Source organism: Paraburkholderia sp. CI3 (assembly GCF_050436505.1).
Classification (GTDB): domain Bacteria; phylum Pseudomonadota; class Gammaproteobacteria; order Burkholderiales; family Burkholderiaceae; genus Paraburkholderia; species Paraburkholderia tuberum.
In genome coordinates, this window is sequence record NZ_JBNDMI010000002.1 from 943524 (window position 1) to 960470 (window position 16947).

General features: G+C 63.6%; 16 protein-coding genes and 2 pseudogenes. 5 read left to right on the plus strand and 13 right to left on the minus strand.

Annotation, left to right across the window (positions count from 1 at the left end; genetic code table 11):
- Positions 1 to 121: 121 nt before the first annotated feature.
- Complete coding sequence (locus OKW29_RS07180) at positions 122 to 1609, minus strand: RNA polymerase factor sigma-54 (RefSeq protein WP_184062450.1); 1488 nt, start codon at positions 1607 to 1609, stop codon at positions 122 to 124.
- A 509-nt stretch (positions 1610 to 2118) separates the two neighbouring features.
- Here OKW29_RS07180 and OKW29_RS07185 point away from each other — a divergent pair.
- Positions 2119 to 2457 carry a BON domain-containing protein gene (locus tag OKW29_RS07185; RefSeq protein ID WP_018425284.1) on the plus strand — a complete coding sequence of 113 codons (339 nt, stop codon included), beginning with the start codon at positions 2119 to 2121 and terminating at the stop codon, positions 2455 to 2457.
- A gap of 94 nt (positions 2458 to 2551) precedes the next feature.
- Here OKW29_RS07185 and OKW29_RS07190 read toward each other — a convergent pair whose 3' ends face one another.
- From OKW29_RS07190 to OKW29_RS07215, 6 genes and pseudogenes are all read right to left on the minus strand, one after another.
- Positions 2552 to 3004 (minus strand): PA2169 family four-helix-bundle protein, encoded by a 453-nt coding sequence (locus OKW29_RS07190; RefSeq protein WP_184039760.1) that lies wholly within the window; start codon positions 3002 to 3004, stop codon positions 2552 to 2554.
- Between the two features lie 331 nt (positions 3005 to 3335).
- A complete protein-coding gene (locus OKW29_RS07195) occupies positions 3336 to 3917 on the minus strand; it encodes a hypothetical protein (protein WP_429290499.1) in 582 nt (193 codons plus the stop codon).
- Between the two features lie 97 nt (positions 3918 to 4014).
- Positions 4015 to 4359: a DUF1488 domain-containing protein gene (locus OKW29_RS07200; protein WP_429290500.1), complete on the minus strand. Its 345-nt coding sequence runs from the start codon at positions 4357 to 4359 to the stop codon at positions 4015 to 4017.
- A gap of 2 nt (positions 4360 to 4361) precedes the next feature.
- Complete coding sequence (locus OKW29_RS07205; RefSeq protein ID WP_429290501.1) at positions 4362 to 4928, minus strand: DUF4142 domain-containing protein; 567 nt, start codon at positions 4926 to 4928, stop codon at positions 4362 to 4364.
- Positions 4929 to 4988: 60 nt separating this feature from the next.
- Positions 4989 to 5539, minus strand: a pseudogene (locus OKW29_RS07210) (type 1 glutamine amidotransferase domain-containing protein).
- Between the two features lie 201 nt (positions 5540 to 5740).
- Complete coding sequence (locus tag OKW29_RS07215) at positions 5741 to 6085, minus strand: chemotaxis protein (protein WP_429290502.1); 345 nt, start codon at positions 6083 to 6085, stop codon at positions 5741 to 5743.
- 172 nt (positions 6086 to 6257) lie between these two features.
- On the opposite strand from OKW29_RS07215, the gene OKW29_RS07220 reads away from it, so the two are divergent.
- Positions 6258 to 7565 carry a DNA topoisomerase IB gene (locus OKW29_RS07220; protein ID WP_429290503.1) on the plus strand — a complete coding sequence of 436 codons (1308 nt, stop codon included), beginning with the start codon at positions 6258 to 6260 and terminating at the stop codon, positions 7563 to 7565.
- A 77-nt stretch (positions 7566 to 7642) separates the two neighbouring features.
- Here OKW29_RS07220 and OKW29_RS07225 read toward each other — a convergent pair whose 3' ends face one another.
- Complete coding sequence (locus OKW29_RS07225; protein ID WP_429290504.1) at positions 7643 to 7954, minus strand: hypothetical protein; 312 nt, start codon at positions 7952 to 7954, stop codon at positions 7643 to 7645.
- Positions 7955 to 8253: 299 nt separating this feature from the next.
- Between OKW29_RS07225 and OKW29_RS07230 the strand changes: the two genes are divergently transcribed.
- On the plus strand, positions 8254 to 8760 hold the full coding sequence (locus tag OKW29_RS07230; RefSeq protein WP_429290505.1) for a PRC-barrel domain-containing protein: 507 nt from the start codon (positions 8254 to 8256) through the stop codon (positions 8758 to 8760).
- Between the two features lie 62 nt (positions 8761 to 8822).
- A pseudogene (locus tag OKW29_RS07235) lies at positions 8823 to 9224 on the plus strand (DUF3175 domain-containing protein); the annotation flags it as partial.
- Positions 9225 to 9339: 115 nt separating this feature from the next.
- On the opposite strand, the gene OKW29_RS07240 reads toward OKW29_RS07235, so the two are convergent.
- The 3 genes from OKW29_RS07240 to OKW29_RS07250 form a co-directional block, all read right to left on the minus strand.
- Positions 9340 to 12105 carry a LuxR C-terminal-related transcriptional regulator gene (locus OKW29_RS07240; protein WP_429290506.1) on the minus strand — a complete coding sequence of 922 codons (2766 nt, stop codon included), beginning with the start codon at positions 12103 to 12105 and terminating at the stop codon, positions 9340 to 9342.
- Positions 12106 to 12264: 159 nt separating this feature from the next.
- Positions 12265 to 13050, minus strand: a complete 786-nt coding sequence (locus OKW29_RS07245) for a response regulator transcription factor (protein WP_429290507.1) — start codon at positions 13048 to 13050, stop codon at positions 12265 to 12267.
- Between the two features lie 288 nt (positions 13051 to 13338).
- Entirely contained in the window at positions 13339 to 13797 is a 459-nt protein-coding gene (locus OKW29_RS07250; protein WP_429290508.1) for a YadA-like family protein, read from the minus strand.
- 221 nt (positions 13798 to 14018) lie between these two features.
- Between OKW29_RS07250 and OKW29_RS07255 the strand changes: the two genes are divergently transcribed.
- Positions 14019 to 14168 carry a hypothetical protein gene (locus tag OKW29_RS07255; RefSeq protein WP_429290509.1) on the plus strand — a complete coding sequence of 50 codons (150 nt, stop codon included), beginning with the start codon at positions 14019 to 14021 and terminating at the stop codon, positions 14166 to 14168.
- Positions 14169 to 14192: 24 nt separating this feature from the next.
- Here OKW29_RS07255 and OKW29_RS07260 read toward each other — a convergent pair whose 3' ends face one another.
- Both OKW29_RS07260 and OKW29_RS07265 read right to left on the minus strand, forming a co-directional pair.
- Entirely contained in the window at positions 14193 to 15341 is a 1149-nt protein-coding gene (locus OKW29_RS07260) for a branched-chain amino acid ABC transporter substrate-binding protein (RefSeq protein WP_429290510.1), read from the minus strand.
- A 35-nt stretch (positions 15342 to 15376) separates the two neighbouring features.
- Positions 15377 to 16609: an NAD(P)/FAD-dependent oxidoreductase gene (locus tag OKW29_RS07265; protein WP_429290511.1), complete on the minus strand. Its 1233-nt coding sequence runs from the start codon at positions 16607 to 16609 to the stop codon at positions 15377 to 15379.
- Positions 16610 to 16947: the final 338 nt, after the last annotated feature.

The window sequence follows — 16947 nt, forward strand, 5'->3', positions numbered from 1 at the left end:
GGCGAAACGTCCAGATACGAAAAAGGGTCATGCGAGCGGATAACCTCGCATGACCCTGTGCGCAATGTACTGCTGTTTGAATGGCTGCTTTGCTTCAAACCCCCGTTAAAACTTCGGCGCGTCAAAGCTGCCGGCGCAGTTCAGCCGGCGGCACCTTCATCAGATGCCGGTATTTCGCCACCGTGCGTCGCGCGACCAGCACGCCCTGATCCGCGAGCATCTTCGCGAGCGTCACGTCCGACAGTGGATCGCGCGTATTTTCCGCGGCGATCATCTCCTTGAGCAGCGCGCGCACCGCGGCGGCCGAGCAGGTTCCGCCGCTTTCGGTGCCGAGCTCGCGCGGGAAGAAATGCTTGAACTCGAAGATGCCGCGCGGCGTCGCCATATATTTGTTGCCCGTCGCGCGCGAGATCGTGGATTCGTGCAGGCCCAGTTCGTCAGCCACGTCACGCAGCACCATCGGCTTCAGCGCGATCTCGCCGTACAGGAAGAACGCCTTCTGATGCGCGACGATGCATTCGGCAACCCGCTGGATCGTATCGAAGCGCTGTTGCGCGTTGCGGATCAGCCAGCGCGCCTCCTGCAACTGCTGCGCGAGCGGCGAACGGCTCGCGCCGGCCGACTGCGCGAACAGCTGGGCATACATGCGATGGATTCGCGCCCGCGGCTGCACCGCCGGATTGATCGACACGACCCACTTGTTGCGCACCTGACGCACGATCACGTCGGGCACGACATAGTTGTCCTCGGTGCGGCCGTAGCAATTGCCGGGCTTCGGATCGAGCTTGCGCACCAACGCGCAAGCCACACGCAATTCCTCCGCGCTGCAGCCGATCTGTTTTTGCAACTCGGCCTGCTCGCGGCGCGCGAGCCTTTCCAGATGATGCTCGGCGATCTGCCGCGCGACGTCACGTCCCGGCGTATTGGCGGGTAGCGCATTGATCTGCAGCGCGAGGCATTCCGATAGCGAACGCGCGCCGAGCCCCGGACGATCGAGCGCCTGCACGAGGCGCAACGCCACCAGCAGTTCTTCCTCGGTCAGCGTGGGTTCCAGATCGACGCTATCGGCCAGGTCGGCCAGCGATTGCCGCAGATAGCCGTCGTCGTCGAGCGCCTCGATGATGAAACGGGCCACCGCGCGATCGCGGTCGTCTAGGCGGTACAGGCGCAACGCGTCGTGCAACTGCTCGCGCAGCGTGGGTTGCGAGCGAGCCCAATCGCCCGGGTCGCTGCCGTCCGCGTCGCCGTTCTGGCGCGTCGAGTTGCGCGAACCGTAGTCGCCGGAAAAATCGGCGGGCATGTCGTCCTGGCCCGCGCTTTCGAGCGTATCGCTACCGGCGCTTTCCGCCGGCAGTCCGTCCGGCTCGGCGGCGGCAAGCGTATCGACGGCGGGCGGCGCGTTGGCGTCTTCACCCTCGCCTGGCGTCGTGCCGGCGAGCGCGACGTCTTCCGCTTCGGATGAGTCGTATTCGAGGAACGGATTGGTATCGAGCGCCGTGCGCAATTCCTGCTGGAACTCGAGAGCCGACAATTGCAAGAGCCGCACCGACTGCTGAAGACGAGGCGTCAGTGCGAGAGACTGCCTTGTACGTAGTTCGATTGAAGGCATTGGAGTGATCCCGTTCGTTAGTAGCCTCAGACTCAACGAGCCGAGTTCACTGACCAACGCAACGTCCGTACCAGATCGCGCAAGACGCTGTTTTGATTGCGCTTTGTTTATTCAGGAGGATGAATTGCCCTGACCGGGCGCGCCGGTTTTTACAAACGGCAGGCAATTTCCGGTCCCTTTCTTCACCTCTGCGGCGGCCTCGCGCATGGCCGCGCCGCAGCCCTATTCGTCAGTCGAAACTCCCCGATGCATGGGGCTTTCGCGAGCGGCACGGATTGGCTCGCAGCCGGCAGGCACGATGGTTGCGGAGCAACGGTGTGTGGACGGACGCCGCCCTTCGCAAACGCCTCGATCGAGCGCGGATGCGAGTACAGCGTCCGGTGTCGAGAAACGGGCCCCTGACGGTACCGTAGCGGCGACGACCCCACGTGTCTCATCAGCGGCTTCGGCCGCGATCGGCCACCGGCCAACAAGACCGCCATTTTCATTACCACCTGATGGAGAGAACCATGAAGACGATCCAGCTTCTGAAGACCGCAGGCAGCATCGCCGTCGTCGCGTTCGCGCTGAACGCGAACGCCCAGACCAGCGCTTCGGCCCCGCCCGCGGCGTCGGAAAGCGTCGGCCAGCATATCGACGATGGCACCATCACGACCAAGGTCAAGGCTGATCTGCTTGCCGCGAAGAACGTCAAATCGACGCATATCCACGTGAAGACCCGCAAGGGCGTCGTGTGGCTCACGGGTTCGGTGCCTTCGGCCGACGACAAGTCCGCCGCCGAAGATGTCGTGCAAAGCGTGAAGGGCGTGACCAGCGTGAAGAACCATCTGAAGGTCGCGGCTGACTGATATCCGCGCGATTGGTTCGCACCGATTCGACTGAACAGAACGTAACAGAGCCGGCTGGCAGAGCCGGCTCTTCCTTATTGCACTGACGCGTCGATCAGCGCTTCATCGCCGCATACTGGTCGCGCAGATCGCGCACGCGGTCATGCGTTTGCAGCACGCCCTGGTACTGCCGCTCGACGATTGCCCGCACGTCCGCCGGCAAATCCTTCTCCAGCGCGTCGTGATAGCGTTTCTTCGCGACGTCCTCGCCTTTTTCGCACTCGGCAAGAATCGCATGGTCGCTGCGATTCGCTACCGCCGATTTCACGTCGACCCAGCCGCGATGCAGCGCACCGCTCATGCTGCCGCCGGTTTCGGGCTTGCCGCCCAGAGTCTGAACGGCATCCTGCAACTCACGCGCGCCGCGCGAGCAGTCCTCGGCACTCGAACGGAACAGCATCTTCAGCTGGTCGTCGTGCGCATCCTCGGCTGCCTTCATAAAGCCCTTTTCGCCATCCTTCGACGTTTCGACCAGATCATTCAATACGGAAACAACGTTGGTAGCCATTCAATACCTCCAGGGGTTTCGTTCATCGCGGAATCCGCCGCGCGGGCCTTTTTATGTGCCTCGCGATGGATCGGTTCGACGCGCGGCGGGCTGCATTTGAGAGCACGCATCACGCGTGCCCGGCACCTCGCGAGCCGATGCGTAGCGAAAGGCAGCTCGAACGATCGCAGCCGCCGCGCGATGCGCGGCAACCGCGGGTGTCGCGCGACGTCGAAACAGCGCGGTAAACGGAAAACGGAAAACGGAAAACGGAAAACGGAAAACGGAAAACGGAAAACGGCCCGATGATCGTCATCGGGCCGTTTTTTGTCTGTATGCCGAGTCGCCCATATCACGCGCGCTTCTCCACGAATTCCTTGATCGGCTCGGGCGTCTTCAGCGGATCGAAATCGGCCCAGCGTCCCTGCTGCCAGCGGCCGGTCGCCTTCTCGATCGACACGCCGCCCGCTTCACGCAGCACGCGCGCGGCGTCCAGCTGATTGTCGGGCGACACGTGCACGGCGACGAGCACGCCCGAATCGCGCGCCTCCTCGTGATACGGCACGCGATGGTCCGATTTGCCGCGCTCCCTGGTGCGCGACATCGCGCCGACCAGCGAGCCGACATACGCGCCGACGCCGGCCGCGATCAGCGACACCAGCAGCGGCGCGGAAAACACCGCGAAGATCGCCACGCCAATCACCGCGCCAATCACCGCGCCGATCGTCACGCCCATGCCCGCACCTTTAGGCGCTTCTCGCGCGCCGGGGTCGGTATCGGTGTCGCCGCCGATCGGGAAACGCGCATGCTGGCCGCGCGGATTGACGAAAAACAGCGTGACGTCCTCTTCCACGAAACCCGCATCGAACAGTTTTTGCGCCGCGCTTTCCGCAGCGGGAAAAGTCGTGAAGCGTGCTGCGACGATGAGTGACATACGGCCTCCTTATCGTTGATTGCCGCTCGCGGACCATCCTGTCGCCGGTGGCGCGAGTCGGAAGCAGCGCGCCCAGTCGATGCGACACGCAGCGGCGCTACGCCGCGGCGCCGCGATCCGGTTCCATGCCTTCCACTCTGAACAGTCCGCTATGCAACACTACGCCTTCTCCGTCGTTCTGGTCGAGCGCTTCCGCGCAGACGGAGCGGATGCGCTGACGGCCTCTGTCGAAAGCGGCCATCAACGCCGCTTCAAGCGCGGACTCCGCGCCGAAATGATCTTCCAGAGCCTCGGCAGTAATCGCGCAAACCACTGGCTCGCCATCGACGCGCGCAAGAAAGCGCACGGTCAGATTGGCGCCGTCGAAGGCCGCTTCGTCATCGGGGAAAGTGATCTGCATCAGAGAGTCCTCATAAGCAGGCCGTGGCAGGATAGCGTTCATGACTAGCCCTTCAATTTGCCGGCCAGTTGCTGCGCCATCTCGAGGTGATGCTTGATGGTTGGCAGCGCTTGCGCGGCCGCGGCCTTCAGTTGCGAGTCGGTGCCGCTCTCGCTTTGCTGCTGGAACAGGTCGACCGCGCGCTGATGCGCTTCCACGCCGACCTGCTCGACATAGGCCTGATCGAACTCGGTGCCCTTCAACGTCTGCAGTTTGCCGACCAGCGCGGAATCCGCGGACGGCGTCGGCTTGAAGCCCTTCTTCGCGACCAGCCCGGCCATTGCGTGCGACAGCTTCGTGTGGTCGGCGATCATCTGTTGAGCGAACTTCCTGACATGCGGATCGTTGGAGTTCTTCAGCGCGACCTTGCCAGCGGCGATTTCAGTGGCGTCCGACTTCGACGCTTCGAGCACGAACTGCTGATCCGCGGGTGACAGCGTCGTGCCGCCGGTCGGCGCTGCGCTCGCGGGCGCATCGCTCGCCTGCGCGCGGGCCGTGTCGATCGATGCCGCGCTCACGCCCAACACGGCCAGCGCGGCAGTCAACACTTGTAGGGAATACCGGAATTTCATGCATTTTCTCCCTGTCGAATCACCGATGCGCAGGCTCCGAAGTCAACCGGCCGCCCGCGATCAAGCCGCCTTGCGCTTCGTCAGTTGCCGATCAGCGCCTTGTTGAACGCGGGAAGGTCGTCGGGTTTGCGGCTCGAAATAAGATTGCCGTCCTCGACCACTTCCTGATCGACCCACGTGCCGCCCGCGTTGCGAATATCGTCCTGCAGGCTAGGCCAGCTCGTCACCGTGCGCCCCTTGATGATCCCCGCCGATACCGGCAGCCACGTGCCGTGACAGATCACCGCGATCGGCTTCTTCGCCTTGTCGACCGCTTTGACGAACGCCTGCGCCTGCGGCAGCAGTCGCAGCGCGTCGCCGTTCACGACGCCCCCCGGCAACACCAGCGCGTCATAGTCGTCGGGACTGGCCTTGTCGAAGGTCGCATCGACGTCGACGGTATCGCCCTTGTCGACGTGTTTGAAGCCCTGGATCCTGCCCGGCTTCGCCGAGATCACGTGGACCGTCGCGCCCGCCTCGGTGAGCGCGCGTTTCGGCTCCATGAGTTCTGCCTGCTCGAAACCATCTACGGCGAGTACCGCTACCTTGTAGCCATTCAGTGCATCAGTCATGCGTGCTCTCCTTCGTGCGGCGTCGCGCTCATGCACTTGCCCGTGATGCATGTGCAGAGGTCCGCGCCTTCGCTAAGCGTGGTTCAGCAAAAGACGTGCCTGGTTAAGACAGTGGTCAGCGGGCGACATTAGGTTGGCGGTGCACCGACGCTGCGGTTGCGCCGTTCAGCTCGCGCAGCCGCGCGTGCAAAAGCACCGTGGTCAGACGTCGTTTTCGTCTTCGTCGGAGCGTCCCGCGCCCGGCGGCACTTGCGGATCGACGACGTGGTCGGTGTCGATATCGCGGTCCATCTCCAACGTCGAATCGCCATCGGCCGACGCGCGCTCGCCCGTACCTGAGCGATCGGTATCGCTGCCGAGTGCGGCGTCGCCGGCTTCGAGCGCGTGATTGTCGAGCTCCGTATCGACGTCGAAATCGTGACGCTTCGCGCCCGCCACGTCGCTGCCGCTATCGGACGAGTCGCTGGGACCCAGCGCGCCCGTCGTGCCGGACGTTTGCTTGACGGTCTGCTGCGGCTCTTCATCGGGGTTGAGTGTGCTGCTCATGAAAGCTCCCTTTCCCGTTGGTCACGTCGACTTTTCCGCAAGGACCGTTCCGCCTCAGCGCGCCGGGTCACTTGTCGATGGCATCCCCCTTGCTTCCCGCCGATCACACGGCACACATCGCACCTACCCGGCGAACCGGTTCGAACCGGGTTTGAAACTTCTACCTGCAACAATGGCTACCGCGACTCATTCCACGACCACATCACGCAGCCCGACCACCGCGAACGGCAACACCGCGCCCCAACCGATGCCGCCGGGACTGCGCCACGCCGACGACACGAGGCCCGGCTACACACGCAAGCGCGACCGGAACGGCTTCATTTATTTCGACGTCGACGGCAAGCGCATCGTCGATGAGGACGAGATTCAACGCATCAATTCGCTCGCGATTCCACCCGCGTACGAAAACGTGTGGATCTGCCCCGATCCGCGCGGTCATCTGCAGGCGACCGGCCGCGACGCGCGCGGCCGCAAGCAGTACCGCTATCACCCCCACTGGCGCGAAACGCGCGACGCCGACAAGTACGAACGGATGGCCGAGTTCGGCCGCGCATTGCCCAAAATCCGGGCGCGCGTGGAGCGTGATCTGAAGCTGCCCGGCATGCCGCTCGACAAGGTCGTCGCGGCCATCGTGCAGTTGCTCGACACGACGCTGATCCGCATCGGCAGCGCAGAATACGCGCGCGATAACCACTCGTACGGATTGACGACGCTGCGCAAGAAGCACGTGAAGATCAGGGCCGGTCAATTGCGCTTCCAGTTTCGCGGCAAGAGCGGCATCGAGCACGACGTGACAGTGGACAATCCGAACATCAAGCGCATCGTGCGACGTTGCGCGGAACTGCCCGGTCACGACCTGTTCCAGTATCTCGACGAAGACGGCACACGCCACAGCGTCGGCTCGACGGATATCAACGACTACCTGCGCCGCGTAAGCGGCGCGGACTTCACCGCCAAGGACTACCGCACGTGGGCCGGCAGCGTGTACGCGCTGGCGGCATTGCGCCGCTTGATGTGCAGCAGCGCGGCCGAAGCGCGTCGTCATATCGTCGCGATCGTGAAAGAAGTGGCGACGCTGCTACGCAATACGCCCGCCGTCTGCCGGCGCTGTTATATCCACCCAGCGATCATCAGCGCGTTCGAGGCGGACGAGTTGCAGAGCCTCGCGCCAGGCCAATCGCGCCGCGGACTCAAGGTAGATGAAGTGGCCTTTGCGGTGCTGCTCGCGCAGGCGGAAAAGCGTGCGGCGAAACTCGCGCGCGCATCCGGTGGCAAAGGACGCAAGACGCGGAAGTCGTCGGTCGACGACAGTATCAACGGTTCGTTGACGAGTCTGCTAAAAAAGTCGCGCGTGGTGCGCAAGAAAGCCACCGCCGCGAAAGACAAAAGCGCCGCGGCACATTTGCGAGCCACGGCACGCGTGCGTACGCGGCGTGCTGCGCGGGAAATGGCCTCCGAACCGAAACCGCCGGCCCAGTGACGGGCTCAGCGCTGAATCGACCCCGGCGCGTTACGATGAACGCACAGGTGCATGGCTGCGCCCGCATCGATCCAGCGTTACTGTCCCTTCGTATCGCTGCTGGCATTGGCGCCGGGCGTATTCGTCGTATCGGTCATCGGCTTGTTTGCCTTCGACTTCCTGTGATGATGTTTCATCGACGAAGTCGATCCCATGGTGCTGCCCGTGACATTCGACGCGGGCTCGTTGCCCGCCGTCGGCGCCGCGGTCGCCGCGCCATGCGCGTTGCCGCCGCCGGTGCCGCTATTGCCGTTACCGCCGCCCGCCTGCGCGAACGCGGCGCCCGACGCGACGGCGCCCGACGCGACCACACATGCCGCGAACAGCCATGCCTTCGGATACTTGCTCATCTGGGTTCTCCCTGAAGTAAAAGGACGGGTGCGATCCTTCGGCTCCCTGCTGCCATCACTGAGAGTCGAGCAAGGCCTATGCCGCGCGATGCAGTCGTCGCATGCGCGCATCGCGCTTCGCTGATCATCGCTTGCGTCGGCACGGACGAAATAATTGCAAACGCGCTCGCATACTTTACGCGCGCGCTGCCTCGTCGCGCGGATGCGCCGCGCGCCACGGCGTAACGGCGCCGCATGGCTAGATGGAACGGCCGTTGCTAAATGCCTCGGTACATTCACCCCTTCAAAAGGAGCCCATCATGGTGATGCAGACCCAGACACAAGGTGCGAACATCGTCGGTAAAGGCGCCGCGACCGCGGAAGGCCCAGGTCCGGATGTAATGGCCGCGGCTACGCTCGACGGCAACAAGGTTATCAGCAGCGACGGCGAGCACATCGGCAAGATCAAGGACATCATGCTAGACGTGCGTTCGGGCCGGGTCGCGTATGCGGTGCTGTCGAGCGGCGGTTTTCTCGGCATCGGCGACAAGCTGCTCGCGATTCCGTGGAGTGCGCTGACACTCGATACGCAGGAAAAATGCTTCGTGCTGAACATGGTGGCCGAGCGCGTGAAGAACGCACCGGGATTTGATAAGGATCACTGGCCATCGATGGCGGATCAGACGTGGGCCACCACCGTGCATCAGTACTACGGCAGCGAACCGTACTGGGGCGGCGACGTCTATACGAGGCGCGGCGAGCTCGGCGTCGATGACATTCCCGCGGGTTCGTCGGATGCGCCCGAGGCCGGTGGCGTGAAGCTCTGATCGCCAAATCGACCATTTTCGACGCGTGGCGAGTCGGACATTCCGCTTCAGGAGACAACACAATGGCGACCCGAAAGACCAGCAGCAAATCGAAACGCCCTGTGTCTCGTGGCAAGTCGGGACGGCCACCGCGTCAGCGCCACGCGCAGGCGCACGCCGCGCATCGCGCCAAAACCTCGAAGTCGAACGGCGCGTCCGGCGCGAAGAGATGGTCGCATCACGTAATGGAAACGAGCGACGCGATGGACATCCAGAAGGATATTTTCAAAACCGGCAGCGCGGAGTCCATCGCGCAATCGTTGAAGCACTCGTCGACGGCGAGCCGTCGACGCAAGGGCACGCCGTTTCAATCGGCGATGTCGATGCTCAATTTCTACATCAATCGAGCGGGCCGAAACCTGCCGAAGGAGCGGCGCGATACGTTGCAGCGGGCAAAGCGCAAGCTGCGCGAAGCGTTTGGACGCTGCCGAAGGAGCGGCGCGATACGTTGCAGCGGGCAAAGCGCAAGCTGCGCGAAGCGTTTGGACGAGAGCCGCGGTGAGGTGACCGGATGACGGCGCCATCACGCGGCACGGCGCTTCAGTCGGCTCCAGGCTGAATGCCGAAGACACTCTGCACGGCCTCGTACCGCGAATTGACGTTCAGTTTTTCGAACACGTTCTTCATGTGCCATTTGACCGTCTCGGGTGCCCGATTCAATGATCGTCCGATTTCCTTGTTGGACAGCCCGCGAGCGACGTAGCCCAGTATTTCGAGTTCTCGCGCGCTCAGTGTGCCCGGCGTTATCTTCGTGTCGGCATAGCTCGACGAAGAAGATGGCGTGTTATCCGCCTCGTCGAAAGCCGACAGCACCGTGCCGATATACGTGGCGTGCCCGGTCGCGATTTCCGATGGCGTGCGGCGAAAGCGTTCCAGTAACGCACGCATCGGCGGCCCCTCGTCCACGAAGCTATTGATCATCCCCATCGCGCCGCCGATCCGCAGCGCGTTTCCCAGCGCGGCGAACGCCTGTTCCGAAGCACCGTTCTGCTCATGCGCGAGAGAAAGCAGCAGCGAAACGACGGCCTCGGCATAGCGCCAGCCCAGTGCAACCAGATTGTCGAGTGAGCGCGAGAGAAAGCCAACGGCGTCGCCGGCGGCATTTTCAGCGAGCAGAACGCGGGCTTGCAGCACGCAGTAGCTTGCCCACGTTTCCATCGCCGAGCCCCGTCGCCCTTCGCACATCATCGGTACACTCGCGCTCAGTTCGTCGGTGACCTGTCGCGCCTCGACCACCCTACCGTCGGCAAGCAGCTGTCTGACGGTTTCCGCATCGCACGCGAGCTTCAGACGCAACCATCGACGGGTTATCGCGAGCTGTCGACCGTCCTCGAGAACGGCGAGCGCCGGCCCTTTTTTGCCATCCCGCCACAGCAGGCGCGACGCGGTAAGCATATAGCGCATCAATGCGGCGAGCGGCGAAGTCTCCAGCGCGATGGTCATGCGACCGTCGATCAACTTCCGCGCCTTGGACAGCTCGTTGCACTCGTAGTAAATCGACGCAAGGCAACCGGCTACCGCGGCCGCGCCCGCCGACCACTCTCCTAGCTTGTCTTCGGAGTACCGCATCGCGACCTCCATCACCCGCCTCGCATCGGGAAGTTCGCCGTGTATCAGCGCGGCGATGCCGTACACCGCGTCGCGCAACATATCCGCGCTGTTCGGTTTCCGGCTGAGTCCCACCTGATCGACCCGCGCTCTCCATACGCGGGAGATGTAGGCGAACTGCCCTCTATACATCAAGCCGAAAATCTCCGCGCTTTGCCCGTAATGGCGTACCCACGGTTCCGCAGGCGCCGTCGATGCCTCAACGGCACGCCCGAGTTCCAGCGCATGTTCGCTGTCGTCGTTCACGCAAGCGATCACCGCGCGGATCGCGTTGATCTCCGCCCATGCGACCTCGTCGGCTACCGACCGATCATCACGGGCCGTTCGCTCGAACTCGTCGGCAATCTCGCCGATCTCCTTCGACGCGCGCGCGGTCTCAAGCGACATCGCGAGAGCCCAGGCTTTCGCCAGACGCAAGCGCAGTCGACCCGCGATCACGTCCGGCGGCAGTTTGCGAATCCAGCCCGGCAGCCTGAACGGGTCGCCGCGTTGGAGCATCTCCATCGCACAGTTTTCGGCCCACTGCGCCGCCTGCCCGATGTCGCCCGCGGCCAGCGCATGTCGCACGGCTTCGCGCCACAGGCGAGCCCGCGCGAACCACAGGCTGGCCCGGCGATGCAGCAACGGAACCTGTCGTGGCGTCTGACGCATGAGACGGCGGCGAAGCGCATCGCTCAGCAATGCGTGATAGCGATACCAGTTCTGCATCTCATCGAGCGGCCGGATGAACACGTTATGCCGCTCGAGCCAGTCCAGCTTTTCTCCGCTTTCGCCCTCACCGCCCATGACATCGTCGCACAGCGTCGCCGTAAGCCGCTCGAGAATCGACGTGTAAAGCAAAAACGTCAGCATGGGCGGCGGCAAATGCGCAAACACCGTATCGTTCAGGTAGCGATCGATGCCGAAGCGGGAACCGGCGAGATGACTGGCGAGCGCGGCCACGTCATCGATCCGGTTCAGTCCGAGCGAAGCCAGTTGCAAACCGGCCACCCAGCCTTCGGTCGCGCTGTTCAACAACTCGACGCTGTTGCGGTTGAGCAGCGCGTTACCGGTGTGGTCGAAAAACGCCTGGGCATCGTCGAGCGAAAAGCGCAGATCGTCGACATTCACACGCGAAAGTTTGTCGGGCGAGCGCAGCCCGCTCAGCGACAGCGCCGGTTCGCCGCGCGCGCCGAGCAGCACGTGCAGGTTGTCGGGCGCGTAGCGCAGCAGGCGCGACACGATCGCGAGAACGGGTTTCGCGCTCAGACGGTCGACGTCGTCGAGCACCAGGAAAACACCGCGGCCGTATGCGGCGATGCCATTGAGCAGCACTGAAATGACCGTTCTGACCGGCGTGTGTGCATCGTTATCGAGAAGTTGCTGTGCCTGCCACGCGATCTCCTTCGATGCGCGACAAAGCGCCGCCACCAGATAGGCCCCGAGTTGCTGCGGATCGTCGTCTTCTCCATCGAGACTGAGCCACGCAACGGGACGCTTCTTTCTCGTTTGCGCTTCGCTCCACGCGGCAAGCAAGGTCGTTTTGCCGAAACCCGCGGGCGCGCTCACGAGCGTAATGTGACGCGGACGTCGTTCATCGAGTCGCCGGAGCAATCCCGGCCGTTGCACGCAACCCGCGGGAAGACGCGGCGGCATCATCTTGGTCTGGATCAGCGACACGATCCATTCACGCTCGAAACTATCAGCGGTTGTATTCATGAGGTGTCCTCTCACCGGCTATCCGTGAGAGGCATGGAGGGTCGTTGTGAATTTGCTTTCAAGATACGCCGAACCGTATGACGACTCAATGAGGAGCCGCGCAACGAGGCGCGACCAGCGCAATCGGCTTCAGGTCGCTCATGGCCTCGTGTCGGATCGCTAGCGGAGATCGCTTTGCGCGCCCTGCACGGACCTGTCCTTCTCCGCGACAGCGTCTTCCGGCTCGGTGCTCGCCGGCGCTTGCGCTTCCGCGCTGCCAGCATCGGCCTCGTCGAGGCGGTAGCCGTGCGTATAGACGGTCGTCAATCGCACGCCGTTGTCCGGATGCAGGGCCAGCTTGCGTCGCAGCCGGTAGATATGCGTGTCGATCGTGCGCGACGTACTATCCAGCTCGCGGCCCCACGCAAGCTTCGCCAGAAGCCGCTTGGAAACGACCCGTCCGACGTTCGCGAAGAAATAGGCCGCCACGTCGAATTCCTTTTCCGTCAACAAGATCGATTCGCCGTGCAGAAAAACACTGCGCTGCGTGACGTCGAATACATAAGGCCCAACCGCGATTACACTTTCCACCTTTATGCTGCGTCGTGTGCGACGCAACAGCGCGCCTACCCGTGCCCCCAGCTCGTTGGCCCGGAACGGCTTGACGACGTAGTCATCCGCGCCGGCGTCCAGCGCCTGCACGATGTCCACTTCCAGAAGCCGGCTGGTCACGAACAGCACCGCGGGTTCGCGGCCCAGGTGACGGCGTATCCAGTACAGCACCTCGAAGCCGCTCATGCCCGGCAATTCCCAGTCGAGCACCACGAGATCGACCTCGTTGGCCTGAAGAAAACTGATTGCGTCCTTGCCCCGCTCGACCTTGTTTATTCGATGCCCGGATTGCCCGATCTCCCTTTCGACCGAATCAGCTTGCGCGGGATTGTCTTCCACCAACAGGATATTCATCTATCACCTTTTTCTTTCGCCCTGGCGACTTGAAGACCGGCCCGCTCGACAAATGCGGCGAAAGACATTTGCATCTGGAATTTCACTCACACGAGCAACCAGTTCAAACAGGACGAAAAAGCCAACATAAAAAATCGCATACGGCACCAGGTCGGCGTGAGCGGCCAGCGGCGCCGGCCCCGTATGCCTTGTGAATTTCGAGAAGAACGATAGAGCCAGTCGCTTTTCAAATCGCCCCCCTTTGGGAGGGGGGATTGTGTTTTCGAAGGGGGGGGTCATATTGCACGATCACCCCCCCTTATCAGTGATTCGATCTGGCGCGCGAGCATCCGGCCGCGCGTCGGCGGCGGTAATGGATCGGGATCGTCGCGGACATACAGCCGGTTTCCCCGTCGCGCTCGTACCGACGCCGCCCTTGACCTTCAGGTTGGCGGTCACCCGCGCGGAAAAGCCGATTGCAACGGCCGTGTAGCCCTTGTAGTTGCCCGAGCCGATTCCAACTGAGAGGGTCTTGCCGGGGTCGACGTCCGGGATCATCGTCAACGCGGTCGCGCCGGCGATGTCTGAATAGGCCTGGCGCGCCACCGCGTTCACCCCCTGCTGAACCGAGTCCAACCGCTGCATGTTCACCGCGTCGGTCGGACTGACGCCCGGCGCGACGTTCGAGATCGTCCGTTCGTGACCGAGCGAGCCGATCGACACCGAGTTCGCGTCGCTGGCGGCGGAGCCCGCACCGAGCGCGACCAAGTTGGGCGCGGCCGCAACCGCATTCGCGCCGAGCGCCGACGAACCCGCGCCGCCGAGCGTGATTTTCGTGTGGGATGGGTCGTCGTAGTGGACCGCGTCGCCGAGGCCGGTGGACAGGGAAGCGAGGCTGCTGTTGGTCGTGGTCAGCGCGATGGAAAGCGACGTTACGTCGCTTTGTGCGTGCTGATGTCAGTTGAGGTCGAAGTTGACAGCGAAGTCAATTGCCCAAAATTGACGGCATCGGCCGGGCGCACGCTGCGCCGCGCCTCACGACGACCTTGCCCGGTTGCACGCGGCCGTCCTTGATCGCCGCGATCGAATCGTCGGATGTCGAGAAGCGGATCGCCTCGCCGGTGAACGCGCGCTGCTGACAGCCTGCACGGTCTGAACAACGCTCACACCCCACTGCCGCCAACGGTCCGCTGACTCTTCCACTGCCCCTGCTGTACCTCGAACAGCGTATAAGGCGGCTTGATCAGATCTCCATGCGGATCGAACGCGATTTTCCCCGTCACGCCAGTCACGTTCACTTTTGGAAAAGCCGCAACGATCCTGGCGCGATCGAGCGAGTCCGCGTCCTGGATCGCCTGAATCATCGCCAGCGCGGCGTCATATGCGAACGGCGCATAAAGCTCGACATCCTGATTGAAGCGCGCCTTGTAGCGCTTGCCGAACTCCTGCGCGGACGGCAGCTTGTCGAGCGCCGGACCGGGCTCGAGATCGCGCGTACCTTCGCCCGCGTTGCCCGCAATCTGCAGGAACGCGTTGCTCTTCAGCGCGCCCGCGCCAAACAGTTGCGCGCGCATGCCGAGCGAGCGCATCTGCTTGACCAGCATCGCGCCCTGTTCGTCGAGCCCGCCGAAGAAAATCAGATCGACGTTTTTCTGCTTCAACGAAGTCAGGATCGCGCGCAGATCGACCGCCTTGTCGTTGGTGAACTCGCGATCGACGATATTGCCGTTCGCCTGCTTCGCGCCCTTCTCGAACGCATCGGCGAGGCCCTGGCCGAACGCGGTGCGGTCGTCGATGATGCCGATGCGCTTCGCCTTCAACTGCTGCACCGCGAACTCGCCCGCGATCACACCGCCCACGCCGTCGTGCCCCATCGTGCGAAACACGTTCGCGAAACCCTGCGCGGTGAGCGCCGGATTCGTCGAGCCAGGCGTGATCATCGCGACGTTGGCCGTGTGATAGACGGACGAGGCCGGAATGCTGCAGCCCGAGTTGTAATGGCCAATCACGCCGACCACGCCGTCGTCGACGAGCTTCTGCGCGACCTGGATCGCGATGCGGGGATCGGCCAGATCGTCCTGCACGTCGAGCACGTATTTGACGGGTTTGCCGCCGATCATGGGATGCTTCGCGTTCGCTTCGTCCACCGCGAGCTGCGCGCCGTTCTGCAGATCCTTGCCGACCCGCGCGACGGGCCCGGTCAGCGGTCCGACGAAGCCAATCTTGACGATTTGCGGCTCGGCGCCGTACGACGGCGCATGGGCACACAACATCCCAAGGGCGAGTGCGACAACCAGGTTTCTGCGTTTCATGATGTCCGTCCTCTTCCGTGCAGCAGTTGCGGTGGTTAAAAACGACGCGGGCTATATGGCGCGAGATCGACCGGCGGCACGCGCCCCGCCACCAGATCGGCGACGACGCTGCCCGTCACGCCGCCCAGCGTGACGCCCAGATGCTGATGACCGAACGCGTAGACGACACGTGGCGACCCGCTCGACGGCCCGACGACCGGCAGGCCGTCGGGCAGGCTCGGACGGAAACCGAGCCAGTCGCTATCCGGTTGCGGCAATTGCGGCAGCGCGTGCTGCGCGGAGCGCGTGATCAGATCGAGCAGCGCGGCATTGCGCTGCGGTCCATAGCCGCCGAGCTCGACGGTGCCCGCCGCGCGGATGCCGCCGTCCATCGGCACCATGTAGAAGCCGCGCTCGGCCCAGCCGCACGGCCGCGAAATCAGCGACGACGTGCCGGGAAAACGCACGTGATAGCCGCGTTCGGTATCGAGCGGTACGCGGTCGCCGCATTGGCGCGCGAAGCGGCCCGAAAACGCGCCGGCACAGACGACCACCCGCGCGGCGTCGTGGGCGCGACCCGTGTCGTCGACGATGCGCACGCTGGTGGCGCCCGGCACGAGCGTACGAACCGCGCTGCGCTCATGCGTGAGACCGCGTGCGAGCAGCGCCGCATGCAGCGCCTGCAAGAAGCCGCGCGGATCGCTGAGGAACCAACTGCCGTTGAACAACGTGCCGTGCGCAAAGATCGGCGCGAGATTCGGTTCGAGTGCTGCGATGCCCGCGCGGTCGAAGTTTTCGAAGCTCACGCCGAGCGCCCGGCGCAATGCGAGCGACGGCTGGGCCGCCTCGAACGACGCCGCATTCGAATACAGGTACAGGCATTCGCGGGGCCGCACGAAGCGCGACAGGTCGTCGCTCTCGAGCATCTCGCGATAGCCGTCGAACGCGCGCGACAGCAGGCTCGCCAGCGCCTGCGCGCTGTGCTCGTAGCGATGCGGCATCGACGCGCACAGAAAGCGCGCAAGCCACGGCGCGAGTTGGGGCAGATAGCGCCAGCGAATCCGCAGCGGACTCGTCGGCGAAAACAGGAAACGCGGCAGATTGCGGAACACCGCCGGGTTGTTCACCGGAATGCAGCCGTAGTTGGCGAACGTGCCCGCATTGCCGTATGACGTGGCCTCGCCCGGACCGAGCGTGTCGAACAGCGTGACGTGGTGACCGTCGCGCATCAGCCAGTAGGCGCACGACAGGCCGATGAAGCCGGCGCCCAGCACGGCGACTTCGCTCATCGCGTTCGCCGGCCGGCCGAACCGGCCGCCCGACCCGAACCTGCACCGGACGCACCGACCGGCAGGAGCGTGCTCTCCTGTTCTGTCACAACCGTCCCTCCTGTACTACAGTTGCGCGTCGCCTTTCGACACAGCGCCATACAAATCATGCTTTAATACTCACACAAAGTTTTTTTGTGCGCAATTAATTTGGCTTTGTGTGGACTTAGGTACTTTCCCCGAGCGAAACGGGCGGGCATCGTGCAGGGCGACGTACTTCCGCTTGGCAAGCCGACGACAAACGGGTTTAGTATTGGCTTGTCCGGCACGGACGAACGAGTTTTTGTATGGAGATTCAC